This window comes from Mycobacterium sp. Panama NTM2 (genome assembly GCF_054355555.1).
Genome location: NZ_CM135953.1, coordinates 3603877 through 3619554, shown reverse-complemented (window position 1 = coordinate 3619554; position 15678 = coordinate 3603877). Strand labels below are relative to the sequence as shown.

The following is a 15678-nucleotide window of genomic DNA, read 5'->3' as shown; positions in this document are numbered from 1 at the left end:
TACCCACTCGCGACGATCGACTCCGTGACGTTCCGGTGGCGGGGATCAGGAGGGAGTGATCAGCGGCCGCTGGACCTTCTTCCACTCCGCATAACGCTGGTAGGCCTGCTGCGTGGACTCCAGCGACGACACCTCGCTGACCGGCACGTCCCACCAGGAGTGGCTGTCGGGAGCGTAGACCCGCGGGTCGGTCTCGACGTGGATCACGGTGATGCGATCGGCGGCCTTGGCGACCTTGACGGCATCGGAGAACTCGGCGGCCGTCGCCACCCTGATGACGTCGGCGCCCAGGCTCGCCGCGTTCGCGGCGAGATCGACGGGCAGGGTGTCGCCGTCGAGCCGGCCGTCCTGTCCGCGGTAGCGGTAGGCCGTGCCGAAGCGTTGCGAACCCAATGACTCGGAGAGCCCGCCGATGGAGGCGAAACCGTGGTTCTGCACGAGGACGGGGATGATCTTCACGCCCTCTTGGACGGCGGTGACGATCTCGGTGGCCATCATCAGATAGGAGCCGTCGCCGACCATCACGAACACGTCGCGATCAGGTGCGGCCATCCGTACCCCGATACCGCCGGCGATCTCGTACCCCATGCAGGAGTAGCCGTACTCGACGTGGTAGCCCTTGCGGTCGCGCATCCGCCACAGCTTGTGCAGGTCCCCGGGCATCGAGCCGGCCGCGCACACGACGACGTCACGCGCATCCGACAGTGTGTTCACGAGCCCGATGACCTGGTTCTGGTTCAGCGCGACATCGTCGGAGGTGCGATAGGCCTGCGACACCGTGTCGTTCCACTCCGCCATCAATTCGGTTGTACGGGAACGGTATTCGTCGTCGACCGTGTACGTGCCGACCGCATCGGCCAGCGCCTCGAGCGCCTCTCGCGCGTCAGCGACCACGCTGATGCCACCCTGCTTGACGGCGTCGAAAGACGTGACGTTGATGTTGACGAACCGCACATCGGGGTTGTTGAAGGCGGTGCGTGATGCCGAGGTGAAATCGCTGTAACGCGTGCCGATCCCGATGACGACATCCGCGTCGGCGGCCAGCGCGTTGGCCGCGGTCGTGCCGGTGGAGCCGACGGCACCCACCGATTGCGGATGTTCGTGGAGCAGAGATCCCTTACCCGCCTGGCTTTCGCACACCGGGATGCCGGTCTGCGCGGCGAATGCAGCCAGCGCATCGTTTGCGCCCGAGTAGATGACCCCGCCGCCGGCCACGATCAGAGGTGTGCGTGCCGAGCGGATCACATCGGCGGCCCGGGCGATCACCGAACGTTCGGGCAGTGGGCGGGCGATGTGCCAGGTGCGCTCGGCGAACAGCGATTCCGGCCAGTCGTGAGCCTCGGCCTGTACGTCCTGCGGCAGCGACACCGTCGCGGCGCCCGTCTCGGCGGGATCGGTGAGCACCCGCATCGCGCCGAGCAGCGCCGAAGGCAGTTGTTCGGGGCGCCACACCCGGTCGAAGTAGCGGGAGAGCGGCTTGAACGCGTCGTTGACCGTCACGTCGCCGCTGGCGGGCAGCTCCAACTCCTGCAGCACAGGCGAACTCACGCGGGTGGCGAACGTGTCGGACGGCAGCAGCAGGACGGGCAGCCGGTTGATGGTGGCCAGGGCGGCGCCGGTCAGCATGTTCGTCGATCCCGGGCCGATGCTGGCCGTGACGGCCCATGCCTGCAACCGGTCCTGCTGACGGGCGTAGGCGACAGCGGTGTGGACCATGGCCTGTTCGTTGCGGCCGAGCACGTACTTCAGCCCGGGTTCGGCCCCGCGCTCGTGGGCGTCGATCTCGTCCTGCAGCAGCGCCTGTCCGACACCGGCGACGTTGCCGTGGCCGAAGATTCCCAGGCACCCCGTGAAGAACTTGTGCCGCTGCCCATCTCGCTCGACGTACTGGTTGGCCAGGAAGCGCACCGTCGCCTGGGCGACGGTCAGGCGCACGGTCGGCTCGGTGTCGGCGAGCTTGTCTGCCGACTTGGGCGCGGTGGAGACCACGGTCACTCTCCTCTGCTCGGGGTGAACGGAAGACGGGGATCGATCTGCTGGTGCTCCCAACTGGCACGCAGCCAGGTGTGGGCGGGGTCATCGCAGATCAGCCAGGCCCGGTTCGGGCCGGAGCCGGCCATCACGTTGAGGTAGTACATGTGGTGGCCCGGCGCGGCGATGGACGGCCCGTGGTAACCGTGCGGAACCAGAACGACGTCACCGGTGCGGACCTCCTCGAGCACCTCGATGGGGCGCTGCGGGGTCCCGTACACCCGGTGGTATCCGAAACCCGGCGTGCCGGCGGGACTGTCGTCGATCTCGAAGTAGTAGATCTCCTCGAGCTGGGTCTCGACATCGGTGTTCTCGTCGTGTTTGTGAGCCGGGTAGCTCGACCAGTTGCCGCCGGGGGTGATCACCTCGCACGCGATCAGCGAATCGGCCTCGAATGCCGTTGCGGTGCCGAAATTGTGCACCTGCCGGCTGCAGTTGCCCGCGCCCCGCAGCTCGACCGGCACGTCGGCGGCGGCCACCCGCCGGTTGGGGAACGACGTCGATGCCCGCGCCCCGCAGATCGCGATGCGGCCGCGGCCCGCGAGCGTGTACTGCCGCCCGACACCGAGATAGACCATGTCGGCGGGGCCGTCGAACACCGAGACCCGCGGCGACAGTGGGAACACCTCACCGTCGCAGTCGACGGTCGCGGCGCCGGCGAGCGGCAGGATCATCACCTCGGTGCCGTCGGTGGTCAGTGACACCTCGGTGCCGTCGCCGAGATCGACCACGTGCAGGGAGGATTCGGCCCAGCCGGCGTCTTCGGGTGTGATCGCGACGGTGAACGGTGCCTCGGCGCTGCCCGCGGGAATGTAGAGCGTGGAGTTCATCGGACCATCGCCACCGCGGTCGCGACGGCCGAGCTGACATCGTCGTCGGGCGGGTAGAGCAGGGTGCGCCCGACGATCAGGCCGCGCACCGAGGGTAGGGCCAGCGCCTTCTCCCAACTCGCGAATGCTTCGTCGGGATCCGTCGGGTCCCCGCCCAGCAGCAGGGTGGGCATGGTGGTCGACTCCATCACCCGGTCCATCTCGTCGACGACGGGCAGCTTCATCCACGTGTAGGCCGACGTCGAGCCCAGCCCCTGGCCGATGTGCACCGATTTGATCACCGCGTCCGGCGACAGGTCGTTGCGGACCTTGCCGTCGACCCGCGACGACATGAACGGCTCGAGCATCGCGATCAGGCCGTGGGCGGCGAGCTCGTCGACCGCCTGCGCGCAGGCGGCCAATGTCGCGACGGTGCCCGGATCGTCGAGATCGATGCGACACAGCATCTTTCCGCCGTTCATCCGCGCGGCCGCGGTGGACGCCGCAGTGGCGCCGGTCATCCGGTCGTCGAGTTCGAACGACGAGCCGGCCAGTCCGCCGCGGTTGAACGAGCTGAACACGACCTTGTCCTCGAGCGCGCCCAGCAGCAGGAGGTCATCGAGGATGTCGGCGGTGGCCAGCACCCCGTCCACACCCGGGTCGGCCAGCGCTGCGCGCAGGCGGTCGAGCAGATCGGTGCGGCTGTTCATCGCGGTCGGGCGGGACCCGACAGCCAGCGCGCCGCGGGCCGGATGGTCGGCCGCCACGATCATCAGGCGGCCGTTGCCGCGCACCGTGGGCCGGCTGGTCCGGCTCTGCCAGGCCCGTGCGACCGCACCCGGGTCGGTGGCACGCACTTCCGTGATCGCCGAATAGTCGGCGCACACCGCGGTGTCAGACATTGACGGCCTCCGTAGCTGTCTGTTCGGCCAGGTCGGCGACCTCGGCGGCCGTCGGCATCGCGGTCGAGCACTCGAGCCGGCCGGCGACGATGGCGCCGGCCGCGTTCGCGTAGCGCAACGTCTTCTCCAACGGCCAGTCGTGCAGCAACCCGTGGCACAGACTTCCGCCGAAGGCGTCGCCGGCGCCGAGGCCGTTGACGACGTCGACCTCGTTGGGCGGCACGGTCACCGATGTCCGGCGGCTCTTCCCGAGGACACCGCGGGGGCCCTGCTTGACGATCGCGAGCTCCACCCCCAGATCGAGCAGGGCGTCGGCCGCTTTGTGGGGATTGGATTCCCCGACGGCGATCTCGCATTCCTCGCGGTTGCCGACGGCGACGGTGACGTGCCTCAGCGCCGCTCGGACCTGCTCGGAGGCAGCGGCGGGGGAGTCCCAGAACATCGGCCGGTAGTCGAGATCGAGCACCGTCAGCAGTTTGCGGTCGCGTGCCGCGAGGGCAGCGAAATGTGCACTCCTGCTCGGCTCTTCGGACAGGCCGGTCACGGTCGCCCAGAACAGCCGCGCGTCGCGCACGGCGTCGACGTCGATGTCGTCGACGGTGATCTGCAGATCGGGTGCGCTCGGCTTGCGGTAGAAGTACAGCGGGAAATCGTCGGGCGGGAAGATCTCACAGAAGGTGACCGGGGTCGGGAATCGGTCGTGGGTGGCGACGAAGCGGTTGTCGACACCCAGGCGTTCGAGTTCGGCGCGCACGAACCGGCCGAACGGATCATCGCCCGCTCCCGAGATCAGCGCGGTGCGGTTGCCGAGCCGGGCCGCGGCGACGGCGACGTTGGCCGCGCTGCCTCCGAGGAACTTGCCGAAGGTCTCGACGTCCTCGAGGCCGACGCCGGTCTGCAGTGGGTACACGTCGACGCCGCTGCGCCCGATGGCGAGGACGTCGTAGGAAGAAGTCATCAAGTCACTCCGACGAGAAGGGTGTGGGTGGCTGGCTTCGACTGTGCCCCGGCTCACTACAGAAAGTCAATACTTTGTCCTGACATTCTATCTTTGTGGCATTCGATGTTAGGCTTCCGGCATCCGGCAAACTCGAGATCGGAGTCGACGTGCCGCTGACCGTGGAGCTCGACAGGTCGAGTCCTGTGCCCCTCTACTACCAGCTCGCGCAGGCAATCGAGGCTGCGATCCGCGACGGCGAACTCGCTCCGGGGGACCGCTTCGAGAACGAGCTCGCGTTGGCCAAGCGGCTGGCGCTGTCGCGGCCGACGACGCGGCGGGCCATCCAGGAGCTCGTCGACAAGGGTCTGCTCGTCCGCAAACGCGGCGTCGGCACCCAGGTGGTTCAGAATCCCGTTCATCGCCGCGTCGAATTGACCAGTCTGTTCGACGATCTCGCGCGCGCCGGACAGGAGCCGAGCACCACGTTGTTGGACTACCGCGTCGGGCCCCCGGACGAGGACGTCGCACGCGAACTGAACCTCACGCATGACCGCGAGGTCGTCTCGATCCACCGGCTGCGGTGCGCGAACGGCGAGCCGCTGGCCGTGATGACCAACTACCTGCCCGTCGACATCGCCCCCGACGCCGAGGAACTGGAGAAGAGCGGGCTGTATCAGTCGTTGCGGGCGCGCGGCGTGCACATCCGGTTGGCGCGCCAGCGAATCGGCGCCCGCGGTGCCACCCGCGCCGAGGCGCACTTGCTGGACGAGAAACCGAATGCGCCGCTGTTGACGATGGCGCGCACCGCATTCGACGATTCCGGCGCCGCGGTCGAGTTCGGTAATCACGGCTATCGGGCGTCGCGTTACTACTTCGACACCACGGTCGTCGACCGCTGAGCCGTCAGGCGAACGCGGTACGGAAGGCCGCGAGGGCCGCCTCGCTGCCCGCGTCGCCGGCGCCTGACGCCCACGCTTCCATGCCGATGGTTCCGGTGTACCCCATGTCCCGTAGCGTTCGGGCCACGGCCGGGTAGTTGATCTCGCCGGTGCCGGGCTCGCAGCGTCCCGGCACGTCGGCCACCTGGATCTCGCCGATCGCGTCACCACAGCGGCGCAGCAATTCGATCAGATTCCCCTCGCCGATCTGGGCGTGATACAGGTCGAGCATCATCTTCACGTTGGGGTGGGCCACGTCGTCGACCAGCGCGAGAACGTCTTTGGCGCGCGCCAGGGGCACGCCAGGGTGGTCGACGATGGTGTTCAGGTTCTCCACCACGAACGTCACGCCCGCAGCGGCGCCGAGCTCGCCGAGGCGCTGCAGAGTGCGCGCAGCGGTCAGCCACATCTGTCCCGTGGCCCGTCCGCGAGGACGTGCCGCCTGCCCGTCGACCAGTTCGGCGGTGTGCACGTTCAGCCGCGTGACGCCGAGAGTCGCCGCGGCGTCGATGCTCTGCCGTGCCGTGCGCACGACGTCGCCGCAGCTCGCCGGGTCGATGAGATCGCCCTGCAGATAGCCGGTCATCGAGGTGAACGTCGCCCCGGTGCGAGCCAGCGCGGCGAGGTCCTTGTCGTGCCAGCTCCAGATCTCCACGGCGAAGCCGCGCTCGTGAATCCGCTTGACCCGCTCGGTGATCGGGTGATCGCGGAACACCATCTCCGCACATACCGACAGCTGGAAACCCATCGCGGCGGCCTTTCGTCGTGGGGCAGGAGTGCCCACACTATGACATGCAGTCCTAATGTCAGGACAAAGTGTTGACTTTCGGCTGTGAGCCGTATTACATCAATCCAGTGGCGTGGCGCGCGGCACTTCGAGACGCCCGGCGCCGGGAGACCTGGATGACAAGGAGATGTGATGACGTTCAAGCGGCTCGCGACGCTCGCCGGGACCGGCGTTCTGGCGATCGGACTCGTGGCGTGCTCGTCGACGGGCGGAAAGCCCGCCAGCTCGGGCGAGGGCGGTGGCGGCGGGGGCACCGTCGACACCCCGCGCAAGACCATCGCGATGATCACCCACGAGGTGCCGGGCGACTCGTTCTGGGATCTGATCCGCAAGGGCGCGGAAACCGCGGCCAAGAAGGACAACATCGAGCTGCGCTACTCCAATGATCCGGAAGCGCCGGGCCAGGCCAACCTCGTGCAGAACGCGGTGGACAGCGGCGTCGACGGCATCGCGGTGACGCTGGCCAAACCCGACGCCATGCAGGCCGCGGTCAAAGCCGCCGAGGGCAAGGGCATTCCGGTGGTGGCCTTCAACGCCGGCGCGGACGCCTGGAAGGGCATGGGCGTCAAGGAGTTCTTCGGCCAGGACGAGTTCATCGCCGGCCAGGCCGTGGGTGAGCGCCTGACGGCCGACGGTGCCACGAAGGCGATCTGCGTGATCCAGGAGCAGGGTCACGTCGGGCTGGAATCCCGCTGCGCCGGCGTCAAGGACAAGTTCCCTGCCACCGAGACACTCAACGTCAACGGCAAGGACATGCCGTCGGTCGAGTCGACCATCACCGCCAAGCTGCAGCAGGACCCGGCCGTCGACTACGTCGTCACCCTGGGCGCCCCGTTCGCGCTGACCGCGGTGCAGTCGGCAGGAAACGCCGGCAGCAAGGCCAAGATCGGCACCTTCGACACCAACGCCGCCCTCGTCGGGGCGATTCAGGACGGCACCGTCCAGTGGGCCATCGACCAGCAGCCCTACCTGCAGGGCTACCTCGCCGTCGACTCGCTGTGGCTGTACCTGACCAACGGCAACGTGATCGGCGGCGGGCAGCCGACGCTGACCGGGCCCGCGTTCATCGACAAGTCGAACATCGACGCGGTGGCCGATTATGCGAAGGGCGGGACCCGATGACCACGAAGGAGGCGCTCGACGTCGGCGGCCACACGGTGGTGCGCGACGAACGCGTCAAGGAACGAAACCGGATGCAGCGCATCCTGATTCGGCCGGAGATGGGCGCCGGCATCGGCGCGATCGGGATCTTCGTCTTCTTCCTGGTCGTCGCCGGACCGTTCCGCGAGGCGGCGTCCCTGGCCACCGTGCTCTACGCCAGCTCGACCATCGGCATCATGGCCTGCGGTGTCGCGCTGCTGATGATCGGCGGTGAGTTCGACCTGTCGTCGGGTGTCGCGGTCACGTTCAGCTCGCTCGCCGCGTCGATGCTGGCCTACAACCTGCACCTCAATCTGTGGGTGGGTGCGGCTTTGGCCCTGATCCTCGCGCTGGTCGTCGGCTTCTTCAACGGCTGGCTGGTGATGCGGACGAAGATCCCCAGCTTCCTGATCACCCTGAGCACTTTCTTCATGTTGGCCGGCATCAACCTGGCCGTCACGAAGCTGGTCGCCGGACAGGTGGCCACGCAGAGCGTCAGCGACATGGCCGGCTTCGACTCGGCGCAGAAGGTGTTCGCCTCGTCGTTCACGCTGTTCGGTGTCAGCATCCGCATCACCGTGGTGTGGTGGCTCGTCTTCACCGCGATCGCGACCTGGGTGCTGTTCAAGACGCGGATCGGCAACTGGATCTTCGCCGTCGGTGGTGACGCCGACAGCGCACGCGCCGTGGGCGTTCCGGTCACCAAGGTCAAGATCGGCCTGTTCATGTTCGTCGGCTTCTGCGCCTGGTTCGTCGGCATGCACCTGCTGTTCGCGTTCAACACCGTGCAGTCCGGCCAGGGCATCGGCAACGAGTTCTTCTACATCATCGCCGCGGTCATCGGTGGCTGCCTGCTCACCGGCGGCTACGGCACGGCCGTCGGCGCCGCGATCGGCGCGTTCATCTTCGGCATGACGAACCAGGGCATCGTGTACGCCGGTTGGGATCCGGACTGGTTCAAGTTCTTCCTGGGCGCGATGCTGCTGTTCGCGGTGATCGCCAACAACGCCTTCCGCAACTACGCCGCAAAGAAGTGACCAGATGACGATCTCGATGGAAAAGCCCAGCAGTGACACCCCCTCCGGCGGCAAGGTGCCGCTGGTCGAGCTGCGCAACGTCGGCAAGTCCTACGGCAACATCACCGCTCTCAAAGACATCTGTCTGCGGGTGCACGCCGGCGAGGTGACCGGAATCCTCGGCGACAACGGCGCCGGCAAATCGACCTTGATCAAGATCATCGCCGGGCTGCACCAGCAGACCGAGGGCGAGCTGCTCGTCGACGGTGAGCCGACGAAGTTCAGCTCGCCGGCCGAGGCGCTGGGCAAGGGCATCGCCACCGTGTACCAGAACCTGGCCGTCGTGCCGCTGATGCCGGTGTGGCGCAACTTCTTCCTCGGCCAGGAACTGCGGCGCAGGTCGTTTCCGTTCACCTTGGACGCCAACGCGATGCGGGCCACCACACTGACCGAGCTGTCGAAGATGGGTATCGACCTGCCGGACGTCGACGTGCCCATCGGCTCGCTGTCGGGTGGCCAGCGCCAGTGCGTGGCGATCGCCCGGGCCGTGTTCTTCGGCGCGCGGGTGCTGATCCTCGACGAGCCCACCGCGGCGCTGGGGGTCAAGCAGTCCGGGGTGGTGCTCAAATACATCACCGCCGCCAAGGAGGCGGGGTTCGGCGTGGTGTTCATCACGCACAACCCGCACCACGCCCACATGGTGGGGGACCATTTCGTCCTTCTCAACCGCGGTCGTCAGAAGCTCGACTGCACCTATCAGGACATCACGCTCGAGCACCTGACCCAGGAGATGGCGGGCGGCGACGAACTCGAGGCGCTGTCCCACGAGCTGCGCGGCGCGAAGGGCTGACGTGGGCGACCCGATGCTCCGCCGGTCGATTGACCGGCGGAGCTGACGGGTATGAACGGCTCATGGCTACCACGACACCGGTCAAGAAAGAAGATGCCGGCCGCCACACCGTGAGCCGCAGTGTGCAGGTCAGCGCCCCTGCGGCAGAGATCTTCGCGTTGCTGGTCGACCCGCACCGCCATCACGAGATCGACGGATCGGGCACCGTGCGCGACACCCAGGTGAAGGGGCCGCACCGGCTGCAGAAGGGCGACAAGTTCACCGTCGGGATGAAGCAGTTCGGCGTGCCCTACGCGATCACGTCTCGTGCCACCGCCGTCGAGGACGACCAGCTCGTCGAATGGCAGCACCCGCTCGGTCACCGCTGGCGCTGGGAACTCGCCGCCGTCGGGCCGGGAGTGACCAAGGTGACCGAGACGTTCGACTACTCCACCGCCAAGCTGCCGATCGCGATCGAGTTGATGGGCTACCACAACAAGAACGCCCAAGGCATCGAATCCACCCTGGCCGGGCTGGCGGAGCGGTTCTACGACGGGCACTGAGCCACCCGGCGCTTTATGAACATTCACACGATCGACACCGTTTCGCTGCTCGCCGCGGCGAGCCCGAGCCGCCTCGTCACGGCACAATGGAGCTCATGGACAGGGAACTCGAGGCACCGGTGGGTACTCCGGCGTGGCGTGATCCGCTGTCGGCGGGATGGCGCGCGCACCGCGGCCTGCTGATGTTGCGGCTGCGCTGGCATGAAAGGCGCGCAGCGGGCGCGGGTCAGCCCGCTCGCGACTGACGAACGCTGCTCAGCGCGGAGACATACCCGCGGCGCGGTAGGCCTCGTCGATCAGGGCCATGTTCGCCACCGCGTCGGCGAGATCCACCGGCAGGGCGTCTCCCCGTTCGACATGGGCCGCGAACGCCTCCAGTTGGTAGGTGTAGGACGCTCGAGTGCCCAGGTGCTCCACGGTTTCTCCGCGCTCGGTGGTGATCGTGAGGCCGTCGTCGCGGCGCGGGTTGATGAAATCGTGCACCAGCACGTCTCCGCGTGACCCGATCACCCGCAGGGTGAACGAGTACTCGTCGTCGACCATCGAGTTCCGCGTGAATCCCGTTGTGCCCGAATCGAACACGAACTCGGCGTCGAATCGTTCATCGACGCCGGGAGTGCGCTGCACCGCGGTCGCGGACACCACCTGCGGTGATCCGAAGCGGCGCATGATGTGCAGCGCGTAGCACCCCAGGTCCATCAGTGCTCCGCCGGCCATGTCCAGTGACCACCGCGGATCGTTCGCCGCCGGCTCGGGCATCCCCATGGCGACCTCGATGCGCCTGAGCTCACCGAGGGTCCCGTCGTGGGCCAGCTCGAGTGCACGGCGCATCACCGGGTGGAACAGGTAGTGAAAGCCCTCCATGACCGTGACGCCCGCCGCCTCTGCGGCCGCCGCCACGCGGGCCGCCTCGGCACGGTCCCGGGCGAACGGCTTCTCGGTGAGCACCGGCTTGCCCGCATCCACTGCGGCCAGGTTCCACGGCGCGTGCAGGGCATTCGCCAACGGGTTGTAGATGACGTCCACTTCGGGGTCGTCGACCACTTCCTGATAGGACGTGAGCACCCGCTCGACGCCGTACTTCTCGGCGAAGATGCGCGCGCGCAACGGGTCTCGGGCCGCGACCGCGACCAGACGGTGGCCCAGTTCGCGGGCCGGTCCGACGATCGCGTTCTCGGCGATGCGCGATGCGCCGAGAACGCCGATCCGCAGGCTCACGCCGTGACGCCCGCGACGACTTCCGTCACGAAGGCCACGCTCGCACGGACGTCGGCCAATGGTCCGTCGCCCTCGGGTGCCCCGGTCAGGATGGTGTCTTGTTCCATCACGTACCACCCGTCGAACCCGCTGTCCTGCAACGCCGTCACGATCCCGGCGATGTCGACATCGCCCTGACCCAGCGGCACGTACATGCCGGCGGCGACTGCGTCGGTGTAGGTCAGCTCGCCGGACTGCACCCGCGCCGCCAACGCGGCGTTCACGTCCTTCAAATGGGTGTGCTGGATGCGCTCGGGCACCTCCCGCGCCAGCTGGAGCGGATCCGTACCGCCGATGAGCAGATGTCCGGTGTCCAGACACAACGGGATCCGCGAGCCGGCGAGCACGCGATCGACTTCGGCGCGGTTCTCCACCATGGTGCCGACGTGAGGATGCAGCACCGCGGTCAATCCGCGTTCGGCGACCACCTCGGCGAGCCGGTCCAGGTTGGTCAGCAGTGTCTCCCACTGCCGCTGCGTCAACTCCGGACGGCTGTCGTAGCCGTCGGCACCCGTGGCTGCGGCGAGAACGACCACGCCCGCCTCGCCGGCCACCAGGGACTCGAGGGGTCCGCAGAGATCGTCCACCGGATCGTGGGTCTCGTCGAACAGCACCACGGGCACGAACCCGCCCACGCACTGCAGCCCGAAACGTTCGAGCGTCGCAACCAGCCCCGCGGTGTCCGAAGGGAGGAAGCCCTCAGGGCCGAGTTCGGTCGCGGTGAGCCCGACACCGGCCATCTCCGCCAGCACCCGGTCCGGGGGGAGCTGATACCCCCAACCGGGTACCTCACACACTCCCCACGAAATCGGAGCTCCCGCGAGCTTCATCGCTGTGCCTCCTTTTTGATCGAGTCGATGGTGACCGGGGCGCCTCGCCTCAGGGATTCGGTGGCGGCCTCGGCGATCCATGCGACCTCGACCGCGTCGGCGACGGTTGCGCCTCGGATCGGGGCGCCACCGACGACGTCGACGAACGCGCCGAGCTCGGCCCGGAACGCCTGGGTGAATCGGTCCATGAAGAAGTGGTGTGGCTGACCGGTCGGGAACGCGGTGCCGGGGTCGCCGTTGACGACCGGGACGCCGTCATCCCAGCCGGCGACCATCGTGTCCTCGAAACCGTGCACCTCGAGACGGCAGTCATATCCACGACCGTTGTAGCGGGCTGCGGAGACCACGCCGAGGGCGCCACCGTCGAAACGCACGGTGATCACCGCGGTGTCGACGTCGCCGCACTCCGCGAACAGTGGATCGCCCTGGACGCTTCCGGTGGCGTAGACCTCGACGACCTCCTGGCCGGTGACCCAGCGGATCGCGTCGAAATCGTGGACGGCGCAGTCGCGGAAGATGCCGCCGGATCCGCGGATGTAGTCCATGGGCGGGGGAGCGGGGTCCATCGTGGTGCTGCGAACCGTGTGCAGCAGTCCCAGCGAACCGGTGTCGACGGAGTGCTTGACCGCGGCGAACGCGGCGTCGAAGCGCCGTTGGTAGCCCACCTGGACCGGTACTCCGGAGCGCGCGATGATGTCGGCCACGCGGGCGCTCTCGGTCGCCGTCGATGCGATCGGCTTCTCGCAGAACGTCGGCAGGCTTTTCTCGACGGCGGCCAACGCCAGCTCGGCGTGCGCCGGAGTCGCCGCCGCGACGACGACGCCGTCCACCCCTGACGCCAGCAGGTCGGCGACCGAATCCGCGGGTGTGGCACCGTATTTGGTGGCGACCTCGGCGACGACATGCGGCCGCTCGTCGGTGACGACGAGACGGTCGACAGTCGGCAGGTTCGTCAAGGTCTCGGCGTGGAAGGCGCCGATGCGGCCGAGGCCGATCAGACCCAGGGTGGTCATGGCATTCTCCGATCGTGGTAGTCGTTCAGCGCGGTCTCGAGCTGTTCGTCGGTGAGGTCGTCGTGCAGGGCGTCGAGGACGATGTCGACCTGGCTGCGGGGCGCCAGTGCCCCGACCGGGGGATCGCGGTCGAGGTTGGTCGGGAAGGCGTAGCCCTCGGCCGTGGCGATCACGACGTTGCGCACCTCGTGTGCGGATCGGCCGGCGGCGCGCATCTGGCGGAGTTGCGGGTACACGGCGCGCACCATCGCGGCGCGGTCGACCGCCTCCATCGCGCGCCCGAACGGGGAGCTGATCTGCAGCAGGTTCGCGATGCGGCGGATGTCGTCCGAGATGTTCGCTCCCGCACCGTGATAGAGGGCGGGGTTGAAGAACACCGCGTCGCCGGTCTGTAGCGGAATCTGCACGTGGTGCTGGGCGAAGTAGTCGATGAACTCGGGGCGATGGAACGCGAGGTAGCCGCCGGCGAAGCGCTGCGAGAACGGCAGCAGCATCGTCGGGCCGCTGGCCACAGGCATGTCGCAGTGCGCGACGGCGCCTTGCAGGGTCAGCACCGGCGACATGCGGTGCAGGTGGGCCGGGTACTGCTCCAGGTGCTCGACGGGAACGAAGCCAAGGTGATAGTCCCGGTGCGGAACCTGGGCTGCACCACCGGGATTGACGATGTTGACCTGTGAGGTGACCTGGTAGCGGGGGCCCAGCCACGCCTGGCACACCAGCGCCAGCGTGTCATTGGCGTAGTACTCGGCATATGTCCGCGGATCGCGCAGCGCCAGCTTCTGCGCTGCATTCCAGATGCGGTCGTTGGCGCCGGGCGCACCGAAGTGATCCCCTGCGGTGCGGTCGCCGCGGCGCTCCTGTTCGACGATGGCGAAGAACGCGTCGTTGGCCCGTGTCACCACCTCATGAGTGAAAGCCCCGGCGAACACCACCACCCCCGGACCGTCGGTGAGGGCGCGGATCACTTCGGCCTGCAGTGCGCGCCGATCGTCGGAGGTGACATCCGTCGAGTACACGAGGACATTGCTGCGCACCTCGCGGGCGTGCGGGTAGTCGGCGGGATCGGTCTGCTGCTCGACCTGCGCCCGGAACTCGTCGAGATCGCAGTCCGCTTCGCCGAGCCATGCGGCAGGGTGCAGGGAGGTGGCCATGCCGGTTAGTCTTGCTGTGATCGGCACCGCAATCAACGGCAAAAACCCATCAAAAACACCTCACCACAGCCCGCGAACAGACATGAACTCGAGCGACACGCGGGGAGAATCACTCGAGTCCGCGTCTGTTCGCCGGGAGAAGCCGGGAGAAACAGGGGCGCATCGGTGGCGCATCGGTACAAGATCCGGGAGATCGCCCAGCAGAGCGGTCTGAGTGAAGCGACCGTCGACCGCGTGCTCAACCGCCGGCCCGGGGTCCGGGAAACCACCATCGCCGAGGTCCAGCAGGCGATCGCGGACCTGGACAAGCAGCGCGCCCAGCTGCGGTTGAACGGTCGCCGCTACCTCGTCGACGTCGTCATGCAGACCCCGCGGCGGTTCTCCGACGCCTTCCGCGCCGCCGTCGAAGCCGAATTGCCGGCCTTCGCCCCCGCGATGCTGCGGGCCCGCTTCCATCTCTGGGAGGCCGGCTCCACGGCGCAGATGGTCGACACCCTGGGCCGGATTCGCGGCAGCCACGGCGTGATCCTCAAGGCGCAGGACGAGCCTCAGGTCGCCGACGCGGTGGACCGGCTGGTGGAGTCGGGGGTTCCGGTCGTCACCTACACGACCGACATCCCCGCCAGCGCGCGCGGCGCCTACGTGGGCATCGACAACCACGGCGCCGGGGTCACGGCGGCCTACCTGATGGAACAGTGGCTCGGGGAATCGCCATCGGACGTGCTGATCACGCTCAGTCGCGCGGTGTTCCGCGGCGAGGGAGAGCGTGAGGTCGGCTTCCGGTCGGCGCTGCGTGCGTCCGGCCGCACCATCGTGGAGGTCAGCGGCAGCGACGGCATCGACGCGAGCAACGAGCGGCTGGTGCTGGAGGCGCTCACGGCCAATCCCGGGATCGAGGCCGTGTACTCCGTCGGGGGCGGCAACGTCGCCACGGTCGCGGCGTTCGAGAAGCTCGGTCGCCGCTGCCGGGTCTTCGTCGCGCACGATCTCGACGCCGACAATCGCCGCCTGCTGGGCGAAGGCAAGCTGTCGGCGGTCCTGCACAACGATCTGCGCGCCGACGCCAGGCTGGCCCTTCGGCTGATCCTGCACGAGCGCGGTGCTTTGCCGGCCGAGGTCGCTCGGCCAGTACCCATCCAGGTCATCACGCCCTTCAACCTGCCCGCGCAGTGCTAGCTGATCGCTACTGATCGGTAACCTTTTCGAAGAGACTCGCCGGGGCCCGGCGCGGCCCCCCTAACGTGACGAAAACCACATTCGTGTCGGGTCCCCGCCCGGCCGACGGTGTCTGAACTGGATGTTCGTCGAATCGCAACCTGCGCGTCGGTTGCGGGCCTGGTATAGGCGGCCCTAAGAGAAGTGCCATAATCGGTACTGCCGGTGACACCAAATTCTTGACGGGTGTCCATTGACGGCGCACCGCATGGGTGGCGACGCGATGGGCATTCGCTCAGAAGCGTCACCGGACGCGA

General features: G+C 67.9%; 16 protein-coding genes. 7 read left to right on the top strand and 9 right to left on the bottom strand.

The genetic code is table 11. The features are described 5' to 3' along the window. Nucleotides 1-45 precede the first annotated feature (45 nt). From iolD to iolC, 4 genes are read right to left on the bottom strand one after another with little or no spacing between them, the layout of a single operon-like run. On the bottom strand, nucleotides 46-1989 hold the full coding sequence (iolD, locus tag ACXYX3_RS17090; protein WP_458612126.1) for a 3D-(3,5/4)-trihydroxycyclohexane-1,2-dione acylhydrolase (decyclizing): 1944 nt from the start codon (nucleotides 1987-1989) through the stop codon (nucleotides 46-48). Between the two features lie 2 nt (nucleotides 1990-1991). Continuing rightward, complete coding sequence (gene iolB, locus ACXYX3_RS17085) at nucleotides 1992-2861, bottom strand: 5-deoxy-glucuronate isomerase (RefSeq protein ID WP_458608322.1); 870 nt, start codon at nucleotides 2859-2861, stop codon at nucleotides 1992-1994. After that, nucleotides 2858-3742, bottom strand: a complete 885-nt coding sequence (locus ACXYX3_RS17080; protein ID WP_458608321.1) for a Cgl0159 family (beta/alpha)8-fold protein — start codon at nucleotides 3740-3742, stop codon at nucleotides 2858-2860. Before ACXYX3_RS17080 ends, iolB begins: the two co-directional genes overlap by 4 nt. Next, a complete protein-coding gene (gene iolC, locus ACXYX3_RS17075) occupies nucleotides 3735-4700 on the bottom strand; it encodes a 5-dehydro-2-deoxygluconokinase (protein WP_458608320.1) in 966 nt (321 codons plus the stop codon). The genes ACXYX3_RS17080 and iolC overlap by 8 nt, the downstream gene beginning before the upstream one ends. 149 nt (nucleotides 4701-4849) lie before the next feature. On the opposite strand from iolC, the gene ACXYX3_RS17070 reads away from it, so the two are divergent. Continuing rightward, nucleotides 4850-5581 carry a GntR family transcriptional regulator gene (locus tag ACXYX3_RS17070; protein ID WP_241206043.1) on the top strand — a complete coding sequence of 244 codons (732 nt, stop codon included), beginning with the start codon at nucleotides 4850-4852 and terminating at the stop codon, nucleotides 5579-5581. A 4-nt stretch (nucleotides 5582-5585) separates the two neighbouring features. Here the strand turns inward: ACXYX3_RS17070 and ACXYX3_RS17065 are convergent, their stop codons facing one another. Next, nucleotides 5586-6368, bottom strand: a complete 783-nt coding sequence (locus tag ACXYX3_RS17065; RefSeq protein WP_458612125.1) for a TIM barrel protein — start codon at nucleotides 6366-6368, stop codon at nucleotides 5586-5588. A gap of 171 nt (nucleotides 6369-6539) precedes the next feature. On the opposite strand from ACXYX3_RS17065, the gene ACXYX3_RS17060 reads away from it, so the two are divergent. The 5 genes from ACXYX3_RS17060 (at nucleotide 6540) to ACXYX3_RS17040 (ending at nucleotide 10200) form a co-directional block, all read left to right on the top strand. Then, nucleotides 6540-7529, top strand: coding sequence for a substrate-binding domain-containing protein (locus tag ACXYX3_RS17060; protein ID WP_241206006.1), 990 nt, complete (start codon nucleotides 6540-6542; stop codon nucleotides 7527-7529). Beyond that, a complete protein-coding gene (locus ACXYX3_RS17055; RefSeq protein WP_241206007.1) occupies nucleotides 7526-8584 on the top strand; it encodes an ABC transporter permease in 1059 nt (352 codons plus the stop codon). Before ACXYX3_RS17060 ends, ACXYX3_RS17055 begins: the two co-directional genes overlap by 4 nt. Before the next feature lie 4 nt (nucleotides 8585-8588). Further along, nucleotides 8589-9413 carry an ATP-binding cassette domain-containing protein gene (locus ACXYX3_RS17050; protein ID WP_458608319.1) on the top strand — a complete coding sequence of 275 codons (825 nt, stop codon included), beginning with the start codon at nucleotides 8589-8591 and terminating at the stop codon, nucleotides 9411-9413. A 62-nt stretch (nucleotides 9414-9475) separates the two neighbouring features. Next, the gene (locus ACXYX3_RS17045; RefSeq protein ID WP_458608318.1) at nucleotides 9476-9955 is read left to right on the top strand and encodes an SRPBCC family protein; all 480 of its coding nucleotides are present in this window, start codon (nucleotides 9476-9478) and stop codon (nucleotides 9953-9955) included. 95 nt (nucleotides 9956-10050) lie between these two features. Beyond that, nucleotides 10051-10200, top strand: a complete 150-nt coding sequence (locus ACXYX3_RS17040; RefSeq protein WP_241206010.1) for a hypothetical protein — start codon at nucleotides 10051-10053, stop codon at nucleotides 10198-10200. A 10-nt stretch (nucleotides 10201-10210) separates the two neighbouring features. On the opposite strand, the gene ACXYX3_RS17035 is transcribed toward ACXYX3_RS17040, so the two are convergent. From ACXYX3_RS17035 to ACXYX3_RS17020, 4 genes are read right to left on the bottom strand one after another with little or no spacing between them, the layout of a single operon-like run. Then, nucleotides 10211-11173, bottom strand: coding sequence for a Gfo/Idh/MocA family protein (locus ACXYX3_RS17035; RefSeq protein WP_458608317.1), 963 nt, complete (start codon nucleotides 11171-11173; stop codon nucleotides 10211-10213). Next, complete coding sequence (locus ACXYX3_RS17030; RefSeq protein WP_458608316.1) at nucleotides 11170-12042, bottom strand: sugar phosphate isomerase/epimerase family protein; 873 nt, start codon at nucleotides 12040-12042, stop codon at nucleotides 11170-11172. Before ACXYX3_RS17030 ends, ACXYX3_RS17035 begins: the two co-directional genes overlap by 4 nt. Next, nucleotides 12039-13055, bottom strand: a complete 1017-nt coding sequence (locus ACXYX3_RS17025; RefSeq protein WP_458608315.1) for a Gfo/Idh/MocA family protein — start codon at nucleotides 13053-13055, stop codon at nucleotides 12039-12041. The genes ACXYX3_RS17030 and ACXYX3_RS17025 overlap by 4 nt, the downstream gene beginning before the upstream one ends. Then, nucleotides 13052-14206: a phytanoyl-CoA dioxygenase family protein gene (locus ACXYX3_RS17020; RefSeq protein ID WP_458608314.1), complete on the bottom strand. Its 1155-nt coding sequence runs from the start codon at nucleotides 14204-14206 to the stop codon at nucleotides 13052-13054. Before ACXYX3_RS17020 ends, ACXYX3_RS17025 begins: the two co-directional genes overlap by 4 nt. A gap of 165 nt (nucleotides 14207-14371) precedes the next feature. Here ACXYX3_RS17020 and ACXYX3_RS17015 point away from each other — a divergent pair, with 165 nt between their 5' ends. Further along, nucleotides 14372-15382 (top strand): LacI family DNA-binding transcriptional regulator, encoded by a 1011-nt coding sequence (locus tag ACXYX3_RS17015; protein ID WP_241206015.1) that lies wholly within the window; start codon nucleotides 14372-14374, stop codon nucleotides 15380-15382. Nucleotides 15383-15678: the final 296 nt, after the last annotated feature.